The sequence below is a fragment of the Bacillus sp. GbtcB10 genome, assembly GCF_019091365.1.
Lineage (GTDB): Bacteria > Bacillota > Bacilli > Bacillales > Bacillaceae > Bacillus > Bacillus altitudinis.
Map to the genome: position 1 here is coordinate 181,234 of NZ_JAGXJP010000004.1, position 20,074 is coordinate 201,307.

At 43.6% G+C, this 20,074-nt stretch carries 19 protein-coding genes; 14 read left to right on the plus strand and 5 right to left on the minus strand.

Annotated elements, in window-relative coordinates; genetic code table 11:
* Window positions 1-202: 202 nt before the first annotated feature.
* The 10 genes from KVT11_RS15835 (at window position 203) to KVT11_RS15880 (ending at window position 14,482) form a co-directional block, all read left to right on the plus strand.
* The gene (locus KVT11_RS15835) at window positions 203-928 is read left to right on the plus strand and encodes a GTP cyclohydrolase II (protein ID WP_210552328.1); all 726 of its coding nucleotides are present in this window, start codon (window positions 203-205) and stop codon (window positions 926-928) included.
* Between the two features lie 32 nt (window positions 929-960).
* Window positions 961-1,764, plus strand: coding sequence for a formylglycine-generating enzyme family protein (locus KVT11_RS15840; RefSeq protein ID WP_008343182.1), 804 nt, complete (start codon window positions 961-963; stop codon window positions 1,762-1,764).
* A 4-nt stretch (window positions 1,765-1,768) separates the two neighbouring features.
* On the plus strand, window positions 1,769-3,526 hold the full coding sequence (locus KVT11_RS15845) for a WD40 repeat domain-containing protein (RefSeq protein ID WP_008343181.1): 1,758 nt from the start codon (window positions 1,769-1,771) through the stop codon (window positions 3,524-3,526).
* A gap of 281 nt (window positions 3,527-3,807) precedes the next feature.
* Entirely contained in the window at window positions 3,808-4,890 is a 1,083-nt protein-coding gene (ribD, locus tag KVT11_RS15850; RefSeq protein ID WP_135226991.1) for a bifunctional diaminohydroxyphosphoribosylaminopyrimidine deaminase/5-amino-6-(5-phosphoribosylamino)uracil reductase RibD, read from the plus strand.
* A gap of 116 nt (window positions 4,891-5,006) precedes the next feature.
* A complete protein-coding gene (locus tag KVT11_RS21105; RefSeq protein WP_254636504.1) occupies window positions 5,007-7,760 on the plus strand; it encodes an exosporium glycoprotein BclB-related protein in 2,754 nt (917 codons plus the stop codon).
* A gap of 141 nt (window positions 7,761-7,901) precedes the next feature.
* The gene (locus tag KVT11_RS15860; protein ID WP_148780599.1) at window positions 7,902-9,497 is read left to right on the plus strand and encodes a sensor histidine kinase; all 1,596 of its coding nucleotides are present in this window, start codon (window positions 7,902-7,904) and stop codon (window positions 9,495-9,497) included.
* A 3-nt stretch (window positions 9,498-9,500) separates the two neighbouring features.
* Window positions 9,501-10,199, plus strand: a complete 699-nt coding sequence (locus tag KVT11_RS15865; protein ID WP_041090673.1) for a response regulator — start codon at window positions 9,501-9,503, stop codon at window positions 10,197-10,199.
* A 2-nt stretch (window positions 10,200-10,201) separates the two neighbouring features.
* Complete coding sequence (locus KVT11_RS15870; protein WP_017358771.1) at window positions 10,202-11,179, plus strand: tripartite tricarboxylate transporter substrate-binding protein; 978 nt, start codon at window positions 10,202-10,204, stop codon at window positions 11,177-11,179.
* A 191-nt stretch (window positions 11,180-11,370) separates the two neighbouring features.
* Window positions 11,371-12,669, plus strand: coding sequence for an Mg(2+)/citrate complex secondary transporter CitM (citM, locus tag KVT11_RS15875; protein ID WP_008341779.1), 1,299 nt, complete (start codon window positions 11,371-11,373; stop codon window positions 12,667-12,669).
* Window positions 12,670-12,850: 181 nt separating this feature from the next.
* Entirely contained in the window at window positions 12,851-14,482 is a 1,632-nt protein-coding gene (locus KVT11_RS15880; protein WP_046527347.1) for a M14 family metallopeptidase, read from the plus strand.
* A gap of 72 nt (window positions 14,483-14,554) precedes the next feature.
* Here the strand turns inward: KVT11_RS15880 and KVT11_RS15885 are convergent, their stop codons facing one another.
* Window positions 14,555-15,040, minus strand: a complete 486-nt coding sequence (locus KVT11_RS15885; RefSeq protein WP_008341777.1) for a phenolic acid decarboxylase — start codon at window positions 15,038-15,040, stop codon at window positions 14,555-14,557.
* Between the two features lie 113 nt (window positions 15,041-15,153).
* Between KVT11_RS15885 and KVT11_RS15890 the strand changes: the two genes are divergently transcribed.
* From KVT11_RS15890 to KVT11_RS15900, 3 genes are all read left to right on the plus strand, one after another.
* Window positions 15,154-15,711: a PadR family transcriptional regulator gene (locus tag KVT11_RS15890; protein WP_019743519.1), complete on the plus strand. Its 558-nt coding sequence runs from the start codon at window positions 15,154-15,156 to the stop codon at window positions 15,709-15,711.
* A 104-nt stretch (window positions 15,712-15,815) separates the two neighbouring features.
* On the plus strand, window positions 15,816-16,922 hold the full coding sequence (locus KVT11_RS15895) for a nitric oxide synthase oxygenase (protein WP_046527348.1): 1,107 nt from the start codon (window positions 15,816-15,818) through the stop codon (window positions 16,920-16,922).
* 100 nt (window positions 16,923-17,022) lie between these two features.
* The gene (locus tag KVT11_RS15900) at window positions 17,023-17,448 is read left to right on the plus strand and encodes a hypothetical protein (RefSeq protein ID WP_041090675.1); all 426 of its coding nucleotides are present in this window, start codon (window positions 17,023-17,025) and stop codon (window positions 17,446-17,448) included.
* 14 nt (window positions 17,449-17,462) lie between these two features.
* Here KVT11_RS15900 and KVT11_RS15905 read toward each other — a convergent pair whose 3' ends face one another.
* Entirely contained in the window at window positions 17,463-17,735 is a 273-nt protein-coding gene (locus KVT11_RS15905; protein ID WP_035391366.1) for an acylphosphatase, read from the minus strand.
* 122 nt (window positions 17,736-17,857) lie between these two features.
* Here KVT11_RS15905 and KVT11_RS15910 point away from each other — a divergent pair, with 122 nt between their 5' ends.
* Window positions 17,858-18,508 (plus strand): MOSC domain-containing protein, encoded by a 651-nt coding sequence (locus tag KVT11_RS15910; protein WP_046527349.1) that lies wholly within the window; start codon window positions 17,858-17,860, stop codon window positions 18,506-18,508.
* A gap of 41 nt (window positions 18,509-18,549) precedes the next feature.
* Here the strand turns inward: KVT11_RS15910 and KVT11_RS15915 are convergent, their stop codons facing one another.
* From KVT11_RS15915 to map, 3 genes are all read right to left on the minus strand, one after another.
* Window positions 18,550-18,687, minus strand: coding sequence for a YflJ family protein (locus tag KVT11_RS15915; protein WP_008341771.1), 138 nt, complete (start codon window positions 18,685-18,687; stop codon window positions 18,550-18,552).
* A gap of 134 nt (window positions 18,688-18,821) precedes the next feature.
* Complete coding sequence (locus KVT11_RS15920) at window positions 18,822-18,983, minus strand: hypothetical protein (protein WP_008341770.1); 162 nt, start codon at window positions 18,981-18,983, stop codon at window positions 18,822-18,824.
* A gap of 326 nt (window positions 18,984-19,309) precedes the next feature.
* On the minus strand, window positions 19,310-20,059 hold the full coding sequence (map, locus tag KVT11_RS15925; RefSeq protein ID WP_008341769.1) for a type I methionyl aminopeptidase: 750 nt from the start codon (window positions 20,057-20,059) through the stop codon (window positions 19,310-19,312).
* Between the last annotated feature and the right edge of the window lie 15 nt (window positions 20,060-20,074).

Genomic DNA, 20,074 nt, shown 5'->3' on the forward strand with positions numbered 1-20,074 from the left:
TAAAAAGAGTCTTTATGAAAGGTACTGATGGATGATTGGCATCGCACATCTATTCAGCCAGTATGTCAGGAAATTTCTCCTGAGCCATGATTCTAGCTGGAACCGGTGCTCAGGGTGCAAAGGGAGTGCATACACATATTCATCACGCCATCACTGCGCTGAGAGAGTTCAATGGGGTGCAGTGATGAATAGGGGGAGACAAATGAACAAGTTTGTAGCTGAACTACAATCAATGATTCATCATTTTACATTTCAAGAAAAACACTATTTGCTCGTGGGGCCAGTGAACCTGCCGATCTCTATTGAACATGAAGAAGTGCAGTTTACATGGTATGCCTTTGCATCTGTAGAAGCTGATACAACGCCAACGGTTGAGTCTATTGTACAAATGAGTACCGAGCAGCAAACATTTTCCTCTTGTCTCCTTTTTGGCGACTTTGAAAATGAAGTGCCGCCGCTTGTGCGAATTCATAGTGTCTGCCAAACAGGGGATGTGTTTGGGTCACTGAAATGTGATTGCGGTCCACAGCTTGCATCATCGCTAAAAAAAATCACCGATTATGGAAAAGGCATGCTTGTGTATATGGCCAATCAAGAAGGGCGCTCTATTGGGCTAATGGCCAAAGCCTTCACGTATAAATTACAGGAAATGAAACTAGATACATTTGAGGCGAACAGGTTGATCGGCTGCGGAGATGATGATCGGCATTACGAGGAAGCAGCGGCTGTCTTGCACTATTTAAACAAAGGGATACCATTGCATCTTTTAACCAATAATCCAGATAAAGTCGATTCCATTGCTGCTTACGGTCTTCCGGTTTTACGGTTTGATCATACGGTAGAAGCCTCTCTCTATAATGAAGCATATTTAAAGGCAAAAGCAGCATCAGGGCATATGGTCGATGAGAAGAAATTAATTAATCAGTAGATGAGTTTATTTAAAGAAGGCGGGAGAAAAGCGTGAAACCTGATATCAATTGGATTCAAATCCCAAGCGGCTATGCGACGATTGGAAGTAATGAAGAAGATATGAAAAAGGCATCAGAATTTTGGAAGGACAAACTTCTGAATCCAGCCTATGGCCGTGAGAAAAAATTTCAAAAATGGCTGTACAAAGAATTTCCATCTTATCAGCCGTATATGAGTGAATTTTTCATCTCAGATACGGTCGTCACCAATGAATGGTATCAAAGCTATTGCGACGAGACAGGAAAGCCTTATCCAGAGAGCTTGACGAACCTAGAACTTGGCGGGGGAAAAGACCATCCAGCTTGGGGCATGGACATCGAGGAAGCTTTCTCATTTTGTCAGTGGCTGAGCGGGAAGCTTGGATATGAGGTATCGATCCCTACTGAGGAAGAATGGGAATATGCTGCCCGGGGCAATACGAGACATCAATATCCTTGGGGAGATGAGTTTGATCCCTCTTACTGTAATACGCACGAATCAAATATTGAAAAAACGACACCTGTCCGTCATTACGAAAAAGGAAGATCTCTATTTGGACTATATGATATGGGTGGCAATGTCGAAGAATGGGTCAACACCAAGTATCACATATATGAAGGCGGAATTGAGGTTGTAGATGATTTAACCGAGACACTCGGCAGTGATTACTACATTTTAAAAGGTGGCTCCTTCGCAAGAGGCGGAGATTTATGCAGAGTCGCAAGAAGACACGGGAAACACCCAGACCCTGTTTTTCGATTTACTGGTTTTCGTATAGTTACTCGTCAAAAACAACATATAAAGGTGGGAGTGTAAAACCATGCATAGAGGACCGATTACATCCGTTTTATCAACTCAGCATGACCAAATTGTCTACACAGGCGGCTATGACCGCTGTATTTATAAATGGGACCGTGCCACGGGAGAAGGAACATTCATTGGCAGTCACGAGCATATCATCAACTCTTTATCCCTTTCGGAAAATGGCACGTATTTAGCGAGTGCATCGTCAGACTATACCATTCAATTATATGATACTGGCACACATACAAGAATTCGTACGCTATATGGTCATGCGGATGATGTGGAAGCTGTCGCATTTGCAAAGCAGGATACGCTTCTTGTATCGGTGTCCAGAGACAGAAGATGCTTAGTTTGGGATATTGAAACGGGAGCCATTTTAAGAGAATTCCATGGACATAGCAAGGATGTATTAGCTGTATGGATTCATGAGGATAAAGCTTATACAACTGGTGACGATGGCTATGTCCTTGTATGGCTCTATGAAACAGGAGAAATTGTAGGTGAAATTGGACCGTTTGATTATGAGCTGGATACCATCAGCGGCAGCAATCAAAAAGAAGTATTCGCCCTTGGTAGAGACGATGGCACGGTCATCATTTATGATGCCGCTACATTACAGGAGAAAAAAATCATTAAAGCTCATTTACAAGGTGTGAAACGTGTGAATTTTTCACCGAGCGGTAACTACTTGCTTACAGCGGGTTATGACCATCTAATTAAGCTGTGGAATTATGAAACCGGTGATTTAATTGATACGCTGCTGCCTCATAAATATCAATGGGAGCGCTCGCTTGTTTGGACAGAAGACGAGCAAGCCATTTTAGGAGCCAGCTTTGGGAAAACGTATTGTGAATGGTCCATTCAAGAAGGAAAAGTGATCTCTGATGAGCAGGAATTGGCGACACCTTCTATTAATGATATTGCGTTGACTGAAGCGGGTGATATTATCACTGCATCAGATGACGGAAAATTCAGAAAGAATGGAATCGAAATCGCAAAATCAACAGGTGTTCTCACAAATGGAGTGGCTGTTGCACGGGATGGAAGCTATTATGCATGGGGCGATCATGCGAGTCAGGTGCATATTGTACACGAGTCATTGCAGCAAATGGTCTCTTTTGATCTCAACACAGGTCCTGTCAATAGTGTGTATTTCCATGAGGAGGATCGTCAATTTTATATCGGCACTTATGGCGGTTATGTGCATGTCATTTCGACTGAACACTTAAAGGAAATCGGCCGTTCTAAAGCACATGATTGCGCGGTCAAAGCATTAAAGGTAGAAGGAGATCATATCATCACAGCGGCAGTTGAAGGAACCATCTGTCTTCTCGATAAAAAGAGTTTGTCCTTAACAGCAGAATATATCGGGGCGACAGAGCTGTTAAATGATGTATTTATTGATAGCAAAAGAGATCGTATTGCCATTGTCAGCCGTGATAAAAACGTCCGATTGTTTGATTTGCATACAGGCAGAATTTTAAATCAGCACAACGAGCATCAATATTCCATTAAATCCATCACTGTGACAGACTCTGGCTATATTGTGAGCGGAGACTATTGGGGATATATTGTGGTCTGGAATCCAGAGCTAGATGTCAATACAGGTCCGATTCGAATTGCTAAGAATGGCATTAGTGCCATTAGACAACTAGGAAATGATGTGTATGCAAGCTCATATGACGGTGGTATTTATCATATTCGAGAAGATGGCACACATACGGAAGTACTGCGCTTATTTGAACAATTTCCGAAAGAAGTAATCTCTCATTAAGAAAAAGAATGTAAGCGGGGGATTCTCATGATAAGTGTTTGCAAGGAACATATGAAAAAAGGTCTGACTGTACTCAATTGTCCGCATGTGCTCCTCATTAATAAATATGAATGTCGCAAATGCTGTTTTTGTAAACAACGAGCATCATATAAACTGTTTTATTCCTTGCCTTACTATGATCGATCTGAAAAGAAACGGCTTGAGAAAGTATAGCACATGAGAATAGAACTCCTTCATTTTCTGAAGGAGTTCTTTCCCTTGAGAGAAGAAAGGAGCCCGAGATGAAAGACGATGTTTTTTATATGAAGCTGGCGATTGCCAACGCGAAGGCGATGAAAGGACAAACCTCACCCAATCCGCTTGTTGGTGCAGTGATTGTTCAGAGCGGTAAGATCGTTGGGATTGGTGCGCACATGAAGGCTGGCGAGCCTCATGCTGAAATTCATGCACTGCTAATGGCAGGAGAAAAGGCGAAGGGAGCTGACATGTATGTGACACTCGAACCTTGTACACATCACGGAAAAACAGGCCCTTGCACCGAAGCAATCATCAAAAGTGGTGTGAAGAAAGTGTTGATTGCCACCCAAGATCCGAATCCGGTTGTTGCAGGTAAAGGAATTGCCTTTTTGAAAAAGGCTGGAATTGAAGTGGAGCAAGGGATATGTAAACAGGAAGCAGATCGTTTAAATGCTCCTTTTTTTCATTTGATGCAAACAAACCTTCCATATGTTGTCTTAAAATCAGCTATTTCGATAGATGGGAAAATTGCCACGGCTGAGCAAGAAAGCAAATGGATCACTGGAATAGAAGCGAGAACAGAAGTGCAGCGCTTACGTCAAGAAGCAGATGCGGTGCTGACAGGAGTGGAAACGATTATTCAAGATGATGCCGGCTTAATTGTAAAGGATTCATTCAACCATCAGCCCATTCGTGTCATTTTAGATTCAACATTAAGGATACCGCTTCATGCCAAATGCTTAACAGATCATAGGGCAGAAACCATAATTTGTACATCACAAGATTATGATCATCAAAAGTATCAACAGTTGATACAAAAAGGTCATCAAGTATTTGTCACAAGCGGAGAACACCGGACAGATCTTCAGGATGTGTTACACATGTTGAAGAAGCGCTCTGTGATGTCAGTGCTTGTAGAGGCAGGGGGCAGTGTGAGTGCGTCATTTTTAGAAGCATCCCTTGTGAACGAAGCTGTTATCTATATGGCACCTTTATTAATCGGAGGGAAAGATGCACCTACTTTTTTTGAAGGAGAAGGTGTGAAAAAACTAAAAAAGGCGATCCGTCCAGCGGATATTGAATATAGTATGGTAGGAAAAGATTTAAAAATGACGATGACATTTTAACGATGGAGAGAGGTCCTTGCACGTAGAGTGCAAGGCCTTTCAAATTTTTTGATAAAAATAAAATTGTACATACACCTTTATCGATCATGATGAATACGATGGATTGGGGTGATTCTATGAGAAAATGTAGACAATGCGGAAAGATATACCCAACTCATTCGACAGACCACTACCAAAAAGGAAGCTGGTATGATGCGTATAAGGATGATGGCTGGGAATGTGATAGTTGTAAGAAAGGTAAATCAGACAAACAAAGGAAACCAGTAAAAAATCCATGCTGCGGAAAAGATCCTTGTGTGTGTGTCATTCAAGGACCGCCAGGGGGAAGAGGAAGGAGAGGCCCAGCAGGTCCGGCGGGTCCAGTGGGTCCAGTAGGCCCAGCGGGTCCAGCCGGCCCGGCAGGTCCACAAGGCCCAACAGGCGTTGGGTTAACAGGGATTGTAGCATTTGATCCAGCGGTAGCCCCGGCGTATCCAGTAGGTCAAGTGGTGACATATGATGGCAGTACGTATGTGGTAAATTCAGCACCACCAACAGGTACGCCTGATACATCGCCGGATTATACGCTTTTAGCAGCTGCGGGCGCAACAGGTACAGGACCAACAGGTGTCACCGGAGATCCAGGTCCGACGGGTGCAACAGGAGCCACTGGTGTAGGTCTAACTGGAGTCGTTCCTTTTGATGCGGCAGCGGCACCAGGATATCCATTGGGTCAAGTAGTGACATATGAAGGTGGAACGTATCTTGCAAACACAGCATCACCAACGGGTACACCGGATACATCACCAGATTATACGCTTCTAGCCGCTGCGGGTGCGACAGGAGATACGGGTGCAACCGGAGCAACAGGAACAGGAGCAACAGGAGATACAGGCGCAACTGGAGCGACCGGAGCCACAGGAGATACGGGTGCCACAGGAGCAACAGGAACAGGAGCGACTGGCGCTACTGGAGATACAGGCGCAACCGGAGCGACCGGAGCCACAGGAGATACGGGTGCCACAGGGGCAACAGGAACAGGAGCGACCGGCGCTACTGGAGATACAGGTGCTACTGGAGCGACCGGAGCCACAGGAGATACGGGTGCCACGGGAGCAACAGGAACAGGAGCGACCGGTGCAACGGGAGATACGGGAGCGACCGGAGTAACCGGAGCCACAGGAGTAACGGGAGCGACTGGAGTAACCGGAGCCACAGGTGTAACGGGAGATACGGGAGCGACTGGAGTAACCGGAGCCACGGGCGCTACGGGAGATACAGGAGCGACCGGAGTAACCGGAGCCACAGGAGCAACGGGAGATACCGGGGCAACCGGAGTAGGGTTAGCTGGTATTTTGGCATTTGACCCAGCAACAGCTCCAACCTATCCAGTAGGTCAAGTGGTGACATATGAAGGTGGAACTTATATCGTAAATACAGCGCCACCAACTGGCACACCAGATACGTCTCCAGATTATACGTTATTGGCAGCCGCAGGTGTGACAGGCGCCACGGGAGATACAGGAGCGACCGGAGTAACCGGAGCCACAGGTGTAACGGGAGATACGGGAGCGACTGGAGTAACCGGAGCGACAGGTGTAACGGGAGATACGGGAGCGACTGGAGTAACCGGAGCGACAGGTGTAACGGGAGATACGGGAGCGACCGGAGTAACTGGAGCTACAGGTGCAACAGGAGATACGGGAGCGACCGGAGTAACTGGAGCGACAGGTGTAACGGGAGATACGGGAGCGACTGGAGTAACCGGAGCCACAGGTGTAACGGGAGATACGGGAGCGACAGGTGTAACGGGAGATACGGGAGCGACCGGAGTAACCGGAGTAGGGTTAGCTGGTATTTTGGCATTTGACCCAGCAACAGCTCCAACCTATCCAGTAGGTCAAGTGGTGACATATGAAGGTGGAACTTATATCGTAAATACAGCGCCACCAACTGGCACACCAGATACGTCTCCAGATTATACGTTATTGGCAGCCGCAGGTGTGACAGGCGCCACGGGAGATACAGGAGCGACCGGAGTAACCGGAGCTACAGGTGCAACAGGAGATACGGGAGCGACTGGAGTAACTGGAGCCACAGGTGTAACGGGAGATACGGGAGCGACTGGAGTAACCGGAGCCACAGGTGCTACGGGAGATACGGGAGCGACCGGAGTAACCGGAGCAACTGGCGCTACCGGAGCCACGGGAGCAACCGGAGTAACCGGAGCAACTGGCGCTACCGGAGCCACGGGAGCAACCGGAGTAACCGGAGCCACGGGAGCAACCGGAGCCACGGGAGCGACCGGTGCAACAGGGGCTACAGGAACCGGTGCCACGGGAGCAACCGGTGCAACAGGCGTCACAGGTGTGACAGGATCAAGTGCGATTATTCCATTTGCATCTGGTACGCCAGCTGTTTTAACCACAATCGCAGGCGGTCTAGTTGGAACATCTAGCTTGGTCGGATTCGGTAACTCGGCGACAGGTGTCAGTATTGTAGGAGGAATCATTGATTTAACCGGAGCAGCAGGAACATTGTTAAACATGGCATTCTCCGTTCCAAGAGCTGGAACCATTACGTCATTTGCTGGCTATTTTAGCACGACTGCAGCCCTTTCTTTAGTTGGCACGAGTATTACTGTAACTGCTAGTCTGTTTGCTTCACCAACACCAGATAACAGCTTCACTCAAGTAGCGAGCGTTACATTGGCTCCAGCGTTAACCGGTGTTTTAACGATAGGGGCTATTACAAACGGTATCGCTACTGGTTTAAATGTACCAGTCACACCAGAAACAAGATTGCTTGTCGTATTCTCGGCAACAGCTACTGGTCTTTCCTTAGTGAATACTGTAGCAGGCTATGCAAGTGCTGGTTTATCCATCACGTAATAGGCACACAGGGATGACTCAATACTGAGTCATCCTTTTTTGTCTGTGTGAATTTTCTCTTAACTTCATGAGAAAAAATGATATGATTTTCTTAGAGTCTATTCGGGTGAATCTACTGAATTAGGGGTTGTGGCGGTGAGGATGGGCAAAAGGAAAGTCACTTTACAAACAAAAATTTTGGGGTTAATTATTGGTCTTTTACTTGTTGTTATTGCCTTATTGACCATTTGTTTTGGTTTTTTACAGACATCAGAAAGGCAGAGTCAAGCTGAACAGCTGGCGGTGCAAACTGCTAGAACGATATCTTATATGCCGCCCATTAAAACATCGGTGGCCACGGGAGATTCGCAAAATGAAGAACAGGCTGTGCTTGAACAAATGAAGGAGCAAGTAAGAGCGCATGCCATTTTTATCACCAATCAAAAAGGAAAGGTTCTTTTTCATACGAACCATGAGGATGTAGGGAAAACCATCAGTGTGTCGGAAGGAAGAAGTACACTGCTATTTGGAGGAACTTCCATATCAACGGGTGATTCTGATGGTGAAACCGTTGTCAGAGGCAGTGCCCCGATTATGAAAGAAACAGGCAGTCATGAAGAAATTATTGGGACCGTCAGTGTCGAATTTTTAAAAAGAGATATCGATCAAGCGACAGCTCATCAACTCTTCAAATTAAGTTATATTGCCCTTCTTGTGCTCTTGCCTGGGGTATTTGGAGCCATTTTTTTAACAAGGAGTATTCGAAAAGATATATTAGGGCTTGAACCGCATGAAATTGCTTCATTATATCGAGAAAGAGAAGCGATGCTGCATGCAATTAAAGAGGGAATCATTGCATTTGACCGTAAAGGTGCCATTACGATGATGAATACGTCAGCTGAACAGATGCTACGCGTCTCTTCAACGCTACCTCTTCATATTGATCAAGTGTTGCCAAATGCCAATCTTCTTTCCTATCTAAAGGTAGAGACGATTGAACCTAACATAGAATCAGTCGTCAATGATAAAACCTTCGTGCTAAATGTCAAAAAAGTGGTGCAGGACAATCGAGTATTTGGAGGAATTGTGAGCTTCAGGGAGAAAACAGAGCTGACAAAGCTGCTGGATACATTGACAGAGGTCAGTCAATATTCAGAAGACTTGAGAGCACAAACACATGAATTTTCGAATAAGCTGTACGCTATTTTAGGCTTGCTTGAGTTGAAACAAGTGGATGAAGCCATTGAGTTAATTAAAGAAGAGTATACACTTCAAAATCGCCAGCATGATTTACTCATGAAACAAATTCGCTCTCCGAAGATACAAGCCATTTTACTTGGGAAGTTAGGAAAGGCATCTGAGAAAAAGGTTCATTTTCACATTGATGAAAATAGTTCATTGGAGCCGCTCCCAGCCCATTTGAGTTTATCTCACTTTATCACCATCATTGGCAATCTCGTAGACAATGCGTTTGAGGCTGTATTGAATAAAGAGAAAAGAGAAGTCAGCTTGTTCATCACAGATATTGGATTTGATATTATCATAGAGGTATCTGATTCAGGGGACGGTGTAGATGAAGGAGCCATTTCACAACTTTTCACAAGAGGACATTCATCAAAGGGAGAAGGGCGAGGTTATGGACTTGCCAATGTCAAAGAAGTGCTAGATGAACTTGGGGGCTGGATTGAAGTTGCGAACCAAAAAGAAGGCGGTGCCATCTTCACTGTTTACATACCGAAAGGCACAAAGGGGGAATAGGTTGTGATAAAGGTACTCATTGCGGAAGATGATTTTCGAATCGCTGCGATTCATGAATCTTATATACAAAAGGTACAAGGCTTTCAAGTGGCCGGCAAGGCAAAGAGTGCAAAGGATCTGTGGGAGGCACTTCAAAAAGAACAAGTGGATCTCATTTTACTTGATGTCTACATGCCTGATGAGCTCGGCACGAACCTTTTGCCGCTGTTAAGAGAGCGCCATCCTGAAGTGGATGTGATCATTATCACGGCTGCAACGGAAACGATGCTGTTAAGAGACGCCCTGCATTATGGAGTCGTTCATTATTTAATCAAACCAGTGACCGCCCAAAAATTCACGCAGGTGTTAACCGAATATAAAGAGAAGAGAGAGTTAATCAATTCAAAAGAGGAAGTCAATCAAACGATGATTGATCTGTTTTTTGGTCAAATACAGGAAGAATCGCAACAAAAGGATGATCGAGACTTGCCAACAGGCATTAATTCACTGACTTTGGACAAAGTGAAAACATTCATGGCAGCAGAGATGAACGGAATTACAGCAGAAGAACTCGGAGAAAAAATGGGCGCATCACGCACAACAGCAAGACGATACGTAGAGTATCTTGTGACAACGGGAGAATGCCGGGCAGAGCTGGCATATGGAATCATTGGTAGACCAGAACGAAAATATTATCCCGCCAAAAAACAAACGGAGTCATAAAAATGAAAAAAGGAATACTCTTACTCATTTTGGTCTGCCTTTGTACAACGCTCACCTTTAATGAAAAAACAGCAAAAGATTCTTTCCTGGAGCACAGCCCATTATACATTGTGGTATCAGGTGTACCTGACGGCGGATTTGACCAAACAGCTCAAGTGATGAAAACCGTGCTAGAACAAGAAAAGCTAGTGGAAGAGCCTGTGCATATTCTTTATCAAAGAGGCGGAACGGTTGATAAAGGATGGACCTATATGATGGAGCGAGATGCCAATTATATCAGTTTAAATTCAAGCTTATTATTAAGCCGTAATTTGCTGGGCAGCAGTAACGTGACCATGAATGATGTTACCCCGCTCGCTATTCTTGCGGAAGAGTGGCAGGTAGTCGCAGTGCCAGTTGATTCTCCTTTCTCAAATGGAAAGGAGCTATTACACGCATTAAAAAAGAAACCAGATTCCTTAAAAATTGGGTTTGCCCCGGACTTTGGAAATGATGATCAAATCTCATTCGCACGGGCTGCCGAAATGGCAGGGATAGATCCGTACCGCATTCAGTTTTTAAAATTTGACAGTGCAGATGATTTATTTCAAGCACTCATTGACCATGAGGTAGATGCGGCGACTACAACCATTACAGAAGTTCGCCATGATTATGAAAAGAAAAGGTTGAAGCTCGTTGCAACCACAACGAATCAGCGTTTAGAAGGATTCAAAGACGTGCCCACTTGGAAAGAACAAGGGATTCCGCTCATCTTCTCTCATTGGCGTGGTGTGATGGGACCAAAGCAAATGAATCAGCACGACATTCGAGCATGGGATCAGCTTCTTCAAAAAATGACGCAAACGAAGTCATGGAAAAAGCAGTTAAAACAAAAAGGCTGGACAGGCCGCTATATGAACAGTAAAGAAGCAAAGGTCTTTATGGAAGATCAATTAAGGCGATATGAGCAATTTATACAAGGAGAACAAGCGGTCAAATAAGACCGCTTTTTTTCATGGAACCAACAAACAACAACAATTGCACAAAATGAACAAAAAGCATTTATCGACCAAAAAAGAATTAAAATTCATAATATTTACTTCAATTCAGGCGTCAGATATCATGACAGAAAGGGTTGGAAATGGGATACCAACATTTAATGAAAGCGTATACAACATAAGGGGTGAACGAAATGTTAGCGATCTTAGGATTTCTTATGATGATTGTATTTATGGTTTTAATTATGACGAAACGTATGTCTGTTCTAACGGCATTGGTATTAACACCGATTGCATTTGCTCTTATTGCAGGTTTTCATTTTACAGAAATTTCAGACATGATTGTCAAAGGTGTACAGCAAGTTGCACCAACGGCGGTCATGATCATGTTTGCCATTTTGTACTTCGGGATTATGATTGATGCAGGTTTATTCGATCCAATGGTGGCGAAAATTTTAAAGATCGTCAAAGGCGATCCATTAAAAATTGTTGTCGGAACAGCCGTCCTGACGATGCTTGTCGCACTTGACGGTGATGGAACCACAACGTACATGATTACAACAACAGCCATGCTTCCACTATTTACACTGCTTGGCATTCGTCCGATTATTTTAGCGGGTATTGCCGGAGTCGGCATGGGGATTATGAATACGATACCATGGGGAGGGGCAACACCTAGAGCGGCAAGTGCACTTGGCGTTGATCCATCGCTTTTATTTGGCCCGATGATTCCAGTCATTGGTGCAGGGGTTTTGAGCATGATTGTGGTGGCATACTTTCTTGGGAAGTCTGAAAGAAAACGTCTTGGTGTCATTGAGCTAGAACAGCCGATTCATGCAAATGAAATGGCAGCAGCGCTGCAAGATGATATTAAGCGACCGAAACTTTGGTGGTTTAACCTAACGCTTACGTTGTTATTGGTGCTCCTTCTTGTCTCAGGAAAAGTCAGCTTAACGGTTCTATTTGTTCTGGCTTTCTGTGTGGCAATTATCGTGAACTATCCGAATTTAGAGCAGCAGCGTGAGCGGATTGCGGCTCACTCAACCAACGTCTTAGCGATTGCTTCCATGATCTTTGCAGCAGGTGTTTTTACAGGCATCTTAACTGGGACGAAAATGGTTGATGAAATGGCGATTTCGATTGTTTCAGCTATTCCAGAGCAGCTTGGCGGGTTTATTCCAGTCATTGTCGCGCTAACAAGCGGGATCTTCACTTTCTTTATGCCAAATGATGCATACTTTTATGGGGTACTGCCGATCCTATCAGAAACAGCGGCAGCGTACGGTGTCGATAAAATTGAGATTGCGAGAGCATCTATCATTGGTCAGCCGATTCATATGTTAAGCCCACTTGTTCCATCGACTCATTTACTTGTGGGACTCGTTGGGGTATCACTAGATCAGCATCAGAAATTTGGCATGAAATGGGCGGTTCTTGCAGTCGTCGCCATGACAGTGATGGCGGTTCTAATTGGGGCCATTTCGATCTGGTAATGAGAAGAGTGTCTGCTGCTCATGCAGGCGCTCTTTTTTAGGTCCTATTGCAGGGCAACATCCATTCATTTGCCCTATATAAAGACATGCATGATTCCTCCAAAAGATATATTTTTGAAAAATGCTGACACTTTTGCTGTTTTTTTCTTTATAATGCAAATCAACGAAGGGAGAGGATAGCATGTCCAAACAGAAAAGTACCATTCTTTTTGCTGCTATATGCCTCATGGCAGGAAGTTTGTCGATGGTGACACCAGCTTCAGCGAATGCAGAGACCCCTTATTATGGAAAAAGCTATGAGCAGCCAGCCACGGTTCAAAAACTGTATCCTGAGCCTGACGAAACGTTTGATACTCCTGCCTTTCAGAAAAAAGGAGAAGCATTTACCACACAAGAAGAGCTTCAAGATTTTTTACGTGACATTGTCAGTAAAAGTCCTTACGCCACGCAAAAACAGATTGGAACATCCATTGAAGGCAGGTCCATTCCAGCCCTCTATTTTACAAAGGATCGTCACATCTCTCCACTGTCAAAAAAGCCAACGATCTGGCTTCAAGCACAAATACACGGAAATGAACCAGCCTCCGGTGAATCTGCCCTTGTCATCGCCAAACGACTAGCAGGTGATGAAGGAGAGCGTATACTGAGCCATGTCAACGTCATCATTGTTCCAAGAATCAATCCAGATGGTTCTTATGCATTTGACCGCAGGCTTGCAAACGGAATGGATGGCAACCGTGACCACATGACACTAGAATCTCCAGAGCTGACAGCCCTTCATCAAGAATTTAATCGCTTTGCGCCCGAGGTCGTCATCGATGCCCATGAATATGATGTTGGTCAAAAGCAGTTTGAAGACATCGGTGCATCAGGTGCACTCAAGTATCACGATTTGCTGATATTATCCGGTAAGAATTTGAACATTCCTGAAAGTATTCGTTTCACGTCAAATGAATTGTACGTCAACGGAGTGCGTGAAACATTGACGAATAAGGGATTTTCCAACGATTTATATTATACAAACACAAGAGGGAAGGACGGAAAAATCGATCTTTATGAAGGCGGAACTGATGCACGAATTGGCCGAAATGCCCTAGCGCTTTCACCAGCTTTATCCTTTCTCGTAGAAAGCAGAGGGATTGGAATTGGCAGAGAGGACTTTACCCGGCGTGTGGCAGCACAAGTCACCACTCATGAAAAAATCATTGAGACAACAGTGAAGCATGCTAAGCAGGTGAAGAAGCAAATGGTGACAGAGCGGCTGAAACTTGTGAAAAAAGGTCTTCAACCAAATGATGATGATCAAGTAGTCATTCAAGATGCTTTCAAGGCGCCTGTGAACGATTCACTTGAAATGGTGGATATTGAGAAAGGACAAACCACCAATGTCCCGGTACGTTTTCATAGTGCAAGTGATGCGGTTCCTGTATTGACAAGAGAACGGCCGACAGCTTATCTTATTCTCCCAGGACATGAAGGAGTAGATAGAAAGCTCAGGACTTTAGGGTTAAAAAGTGTGACACTTCCTGTTGGCATGAAAGTACCTGTACAAGCCTATCAGGTAACAAAACGAGTGGAAACAAGCAAAACAGATATTCAGCTTGAAACGAGACTCGTTGAAAAGAAACGTCAACTGCCAAAAGGAACAAAGGTATATGTGACGGCACAGCCGCAAACCAATTTGCTATCGCTTGCCCTTGAACCAGAATCAAAAGACAGCTATATGTCATCAGGTTTTATTGCATCGAAAGTAGGCGATGAACTACCAGTTTACCGATTCTTGTTATCTCAAAAGACGTTAGGTATGAAATAAAAAGGACTAAAATCAAGTTCATTTTAGTCCTTTGTCAACCATCTAGAAGCGGCACAGTGCGTGCCGCTTTTTCTATTTTCGTCCAGCTCTGATCTCATCTGTCATGCCTTCATACGGTGCTTCTGCGATAATCGTTTCATCGTTTACCCCAGCATGGTGGATGTACGTAATGTCTGCGAATTCTGGTACGACATATTTAGGATAGGTTTCATATTTTTCACGGGATTCTTTCATGAGATCGATATAGTCATTTTGATAGCAAACGGTGATATCTGGACGTTCATGCACCCATTTTGGGAAGAAAATGACGCCATGCATGCGTTTTTCCTCAGGCATAAAGTTTAAAGACACGTCTGTCCCAGTCGGTTCCGTCCAGGAAACTTTGTATACCCCTTTTGTCAGTTTCACAATATTCACTTCTTGATCACGAACCCAGCGGCCTCCAACCATTCCGCTATGAATACGGTAATCAATGGTGTGATCATTTTTAATGTAAATCTCATATTCCCAGCCATTTTCATACGTATAAATCATATGAAGTCCAACGAATTGATCCATGTTTATTCCTTCTTTCAATTAAAATGATGTTGTTTCAAACATGTCATGATTTACATGTTTATTTTAGGGTGTATGGTATACTATTGTCAAAGAATATGCGTTGGAGGCATGTCATGAGAGTACTGAAATATGCCATTCTTGGCTTACTAGATCAGCGTGAGCTGACGGGATACGATATGAAGAAACACTTTGAAGATTCCCTTGGACAGTTTTGGAGTGCGAAGCATAGTCAAATATACCCTGAATTAAAGCGGCTAACAGAAGAGGGTTTTATTGAATTTGATATTCACATACAAGGAAAAAAGCTAGAGAAGAAGGTCTATCAAATCACTGATGCAGGAAAAAGAGAACTGCATGAATGGTTAAGGAAAAAAGGCCCGATTCCAGACACAACAAAAGATGAATTTATGTTAAAAACGTTCTTTATCTCATCTATGGATCAAAAAGAAGCGGTCGGTCTCTTCTCACATCAGCTGCAGGAGCGAACAAAGAAAGTGGAGATGCTTGAACAGAAACTGAACATTTTAACAGAAGAAGATCCATCTGCCCAATCACTGCATTCAACACAATTCGGGCATTATTTAGTACTGACAAGAGCAATCGAAAGGGAAAAAGGGTATGTTCGCTGGCTCCAAAAGACCCTTGAAGTCATTGATTCATCCATTGTCTAAGGACAATCGTCGCACGATATGATAAAAAATGGTTTGAAACAAGTGAATTTATTAATAGAAACCGCTACAATGGATATATTCGTATTAAAGTGAGGCGAGTATGTTTGAGTAACCAAGAAGCGTTGTGGAATGAAGCAGAAGCTTTTATTTCTGTATGCTATGAAGAATTAGGCAAATCAAATGAAGAAAAAGCAGCACGTCTGCATGAAATAAAAAAAGAAATTGAGTCTGAAGGCATGTATACTCATACGCAGGAAGAATTAGCTCACGGGGCAAAAATGGCATGGCGCAACAGCAACCGGTGCATTGGGCGCTTGTTTTGGTCAACACTGCATGTGCATGACTGCCGGCACGTGACAACAGAAGATGAGGTGAAAGAGGCACTCTTTCATCATATTGAGTATGCGACAAATGGGGGTAAAATCAAACCGTCCATTACCATCTTCCCACCAGAGAACAAGGGACGGAAGGAAGTCGTTATTTATAATCATCAGCTCGTTCGTTATGCGGGATATGAGTCGGAATATGGCATCATTGGGGACGAGGCATCACTTGAATTAACCAAGTTGTGTGAAGCGCATGGCTGGAAAGGCGAAGGCACGCATTTTGACCTTCTGCCACTTATGTTTCAGCTAAAAGATCAGCCGCCGGTTTTGTATGATCTTCCGAAAGAAATCGTTCAAGAGGTAGAGATCACTCATCCTGAATATGATGGGTTCGGTGATTTAGGACTGAAATGGTATGCTGTTCCGATTATTGCTGATATGAAATTAGAAATTGGTGGCATTCATTACAATGCGGCACCGTTTAATGGATGGTATATGGGAACAGAAATTGGCGCACGAAATCTAGCTGACGAAAACCGCTACAATATGTTGAAAAAAGTCGCTTCTATTTTAGGGCTCGATACAACAAAAAATTCGTCACTTTGGAAAGACAAAGCCATTGTCGAATTGAATGTCGCGGTTCTGCACTCTTATCGCGAGGCAGGGGTAACCATTGTAGATCACCATACAGCAGCCCATCAATTCAAGCAGTTTGAAAAACAGGAAGAAAAGGCTGACCGTAAGCTGACTGGTGATTGGACATGGCTGATTCCGCCAGTATCACCAGCTGCTACGCATATCTTCCATCGTCACTATGACAATACGATCGTGAAACCGAATTATTTTTATCAGGAAAAACCCTACCACGGGACGGAAAGAGCCTAGCGAAAAGCTAGGTTTTTTTGTATGAAATGAGTCTTTGGAATGTTGTTTGATTTGGAAAATGATGGTTTAATGGCGGTGAAATCAAAAAGGGGGAATATAGATGAAAAAAATGACGTTGCTCATATTTTTGGCTGTATTCAGTTTCAACGGATTTCTACCACTAGGTGATGAAAGAGCTAAAGCAACGACTGGAGCAATGGTTCAGAATGACATCGTTTTAAAGGTGACAACCGATCGTTCAACTTATACTTCGCTTCATCCTCAGGTCAACGTCAACATGACAGCAACAACAAATGAAACACTTTATTATACAGCTGCTATTCGAAAACTTACTTTCCCAGTGACACCAGTCTTTACACACGAAGGGTCTATCTCTGGACAAAACGCTTTCGCAGCACCTACTCGTTTATTACTTCCTAACAGTGGATCAGCCAACTATGATGTTCATGTGAGTCTCTACAAAGATGCTTCACGTACAACCTTGATTGGTTATTATGTTGCAAACCCATTTACTGTTGTGAAATAAAGGACACACATCTACTATCCTTTAATCCGAAAGTCTTGATAATGGGCGAACTTGGTGAGCGGCTCCATGTCCAAATGTGTGACTTTTGAAAAAGGACTGCCTTTACGGACGGTCTCTAAAAAGTCAAAAACTTCCTGCTGCTCTCCTTCTACTTTTAACTCCACGTGACCCTCATCTGTGTTGCGTACCCAGCCTTTTATCCCTCGATTGACGGCTTCTCCTTGAACAAAATAACGAAAGCCGACTCCTTGCACTCGTCCTTTTACAATAGCGTGATAATGAACCAATGTCATCTCTCCTTTTTTCTCATCGTACCATAACCTGTCTCGTTCCTTCACGTACCGACTATGATTTGACTGTCAAACCATGTAAAATAAAAGCAATCAGACAATCAAAGGAGATGGCGAGAGTGGGGCAGACAAGGTACGACATCGAAGGAATTCAAGTAGGACAACCTATCACCACCTATGTGAATGGTAAAGAAATCAAAACAGCCATCAACAAAAAGCGTATTCACGAGCCTGTTTATTTGAGTAAGCTCAATTTTGATGGAGATGGACAAGGTGATTTGGTCCATCACGGAGGTGATGATAAAGCCGTTTGCGTCTTTCCATATGATCACTATACTTATTTTGAGCAATTTTTAGGGGTGCCGTTACAGGAGGCAGCCTTCGGTGAAAACGTGACCGTGCATCAGCTTGTAGAGACAGAAGTCCTTATTGGTGATGTATTTCAGTTTGGGGAAGCGCTAGTTGAGGTCAGCCAGCCAAGACAGCCATGTGTGAAGCTCTCTCTTAAGCATGGAAACATGAAGCTTGTGAAGGAAGTGCAGCAAACGGGATATACCGGTTTTTATTTGCGTGTGCTGAAAGAAGGAATGGTCTCTCCTGATGAAGCTCTTGTGTTAGTCGAAAAAGCGCCCCATCCCATCACAGTCCACGAAGTCAATGAAGTCAAATACCGTCAAGTAGATCAAAACAGGCTGAAAGCAGTTCTTGAAGTAGATGCCTTAGCAGATGTGGTCAGGAAGTCTTTAGAAAAACGTGTTCAGCCCATATAAAAAAGCCGTACATCTGATATGGATGTACGGCTTTTCAACATTTAAGAGCTCGTTTTCTTTTGCTCAAGAAGATTTGCAAGGAAATAAGTTTTAAAACTTTGAAGCTTTCTTCCTTCATGCTTGGTCACACCAAGCTTCTTTAATTCTTCGACATACCAGCCTTTGCTACCATAATGCATGATAGAAAACTCCTTTCAATGGAAACTGCCTGCATTGTAACATCTCAAAAAAGGACGTGAAAAGTGTGCAGGTGTTTAGAAATGAAAACTGATTCTATCTGCCTATGATCCATGTATATGCTGGAAATAATCATTTATGAATTTGGCGGGTTGAGGGTAACGATGATCATGCCGACTGTCATAATCATGATGACAATCCCGAGGTAGGTCATCATGGATTGTTTTTTCTTAATACCTACAACCGTTAAAATAATACTTTCAATAAAGAAGATAACACCGATGATGATGAACCACATATCAAATAAGACCCCTTTCGCATATCTTTGCCTATTTTACCACAGGCATTTTTGTTTAGTCGTGACAGATTCGTGAAAGAGATATGAAAAAATCCCCTCCAGTGAAGGAGGGGATTGCAGCGTGCAGACAAACCCTCGCATTCGGTGTCAGTCCTACGCTTCGGTGCTCACGAATGTCAAATTCGCTCCGCGCCGATGCTCGTCCTTCCTAGACTGGAAAGGTTTTCTATCACGCTAAAAAGAAGATAAAGGGCTAAAATAAAGTTCATTTTAGCCCTTTGTCAACAAACTGAAATCCCCTCCAGTGAAGGAGGGGACCCGCTTACTTACAGCTTTGTTAAAATAATCGGTTCGTCTTTTGTGATCACAATCGTATGTTCAATCTGTGCGACCAGGCTCTTATCAGGTGTTTTAAATGTCCAGCCGTCATCTGCTTGATAAATCGATTCAGCATTTGTTGAAATGAAAGGTTCAAAGGCGATCACTGTCCCATTCTTAAACAAAGCATTATCGAATGGATCATAATAGTTCAAAATATGGTTAGGTGCTTCATGCAGGCTTTTCCCAATGCCGTGTCCTGTCAGGTTTTTAATGACGGTAAATCCTTGTTCTTTGGCTGTATTATAGACTGCACGGCCAATTTGATTTTGTCTTTTTCCGGCTTTCGCGTGCTTTAATCCTTCAAGGAATGCATCCTCTGCACACTGGCATAATGCTTCAAGACGAGCATCTCCTGTACCTAAAACGAATGAAATCCCAGTATCGGAATAATATCCATCAAGCTCTGCTGAGATATCAATATTAATAAGGTCGCCCTCTTGTAAAATGGTTTTTTCACTTGGAATGCCATGTGCGACTTCATCATTGACACTGATGCAAGTCGTACCGGGGAAATCATATTCTTTTTCAGGAGCTGAATTGGCTCCATGCTCTTCTAATATTTTTTTCCCAATCAAATCTAATTCTTTTGTAGACATGCCTGGTTTCGCTTGGCTTTTCATTTCTTCTCTTGCCAAAGCGACAATTCGGCCGACTTTTTTTAAGGCTTCTAACTCATGATCATGTTTGACAATCACTGTTCATTCCCGCTT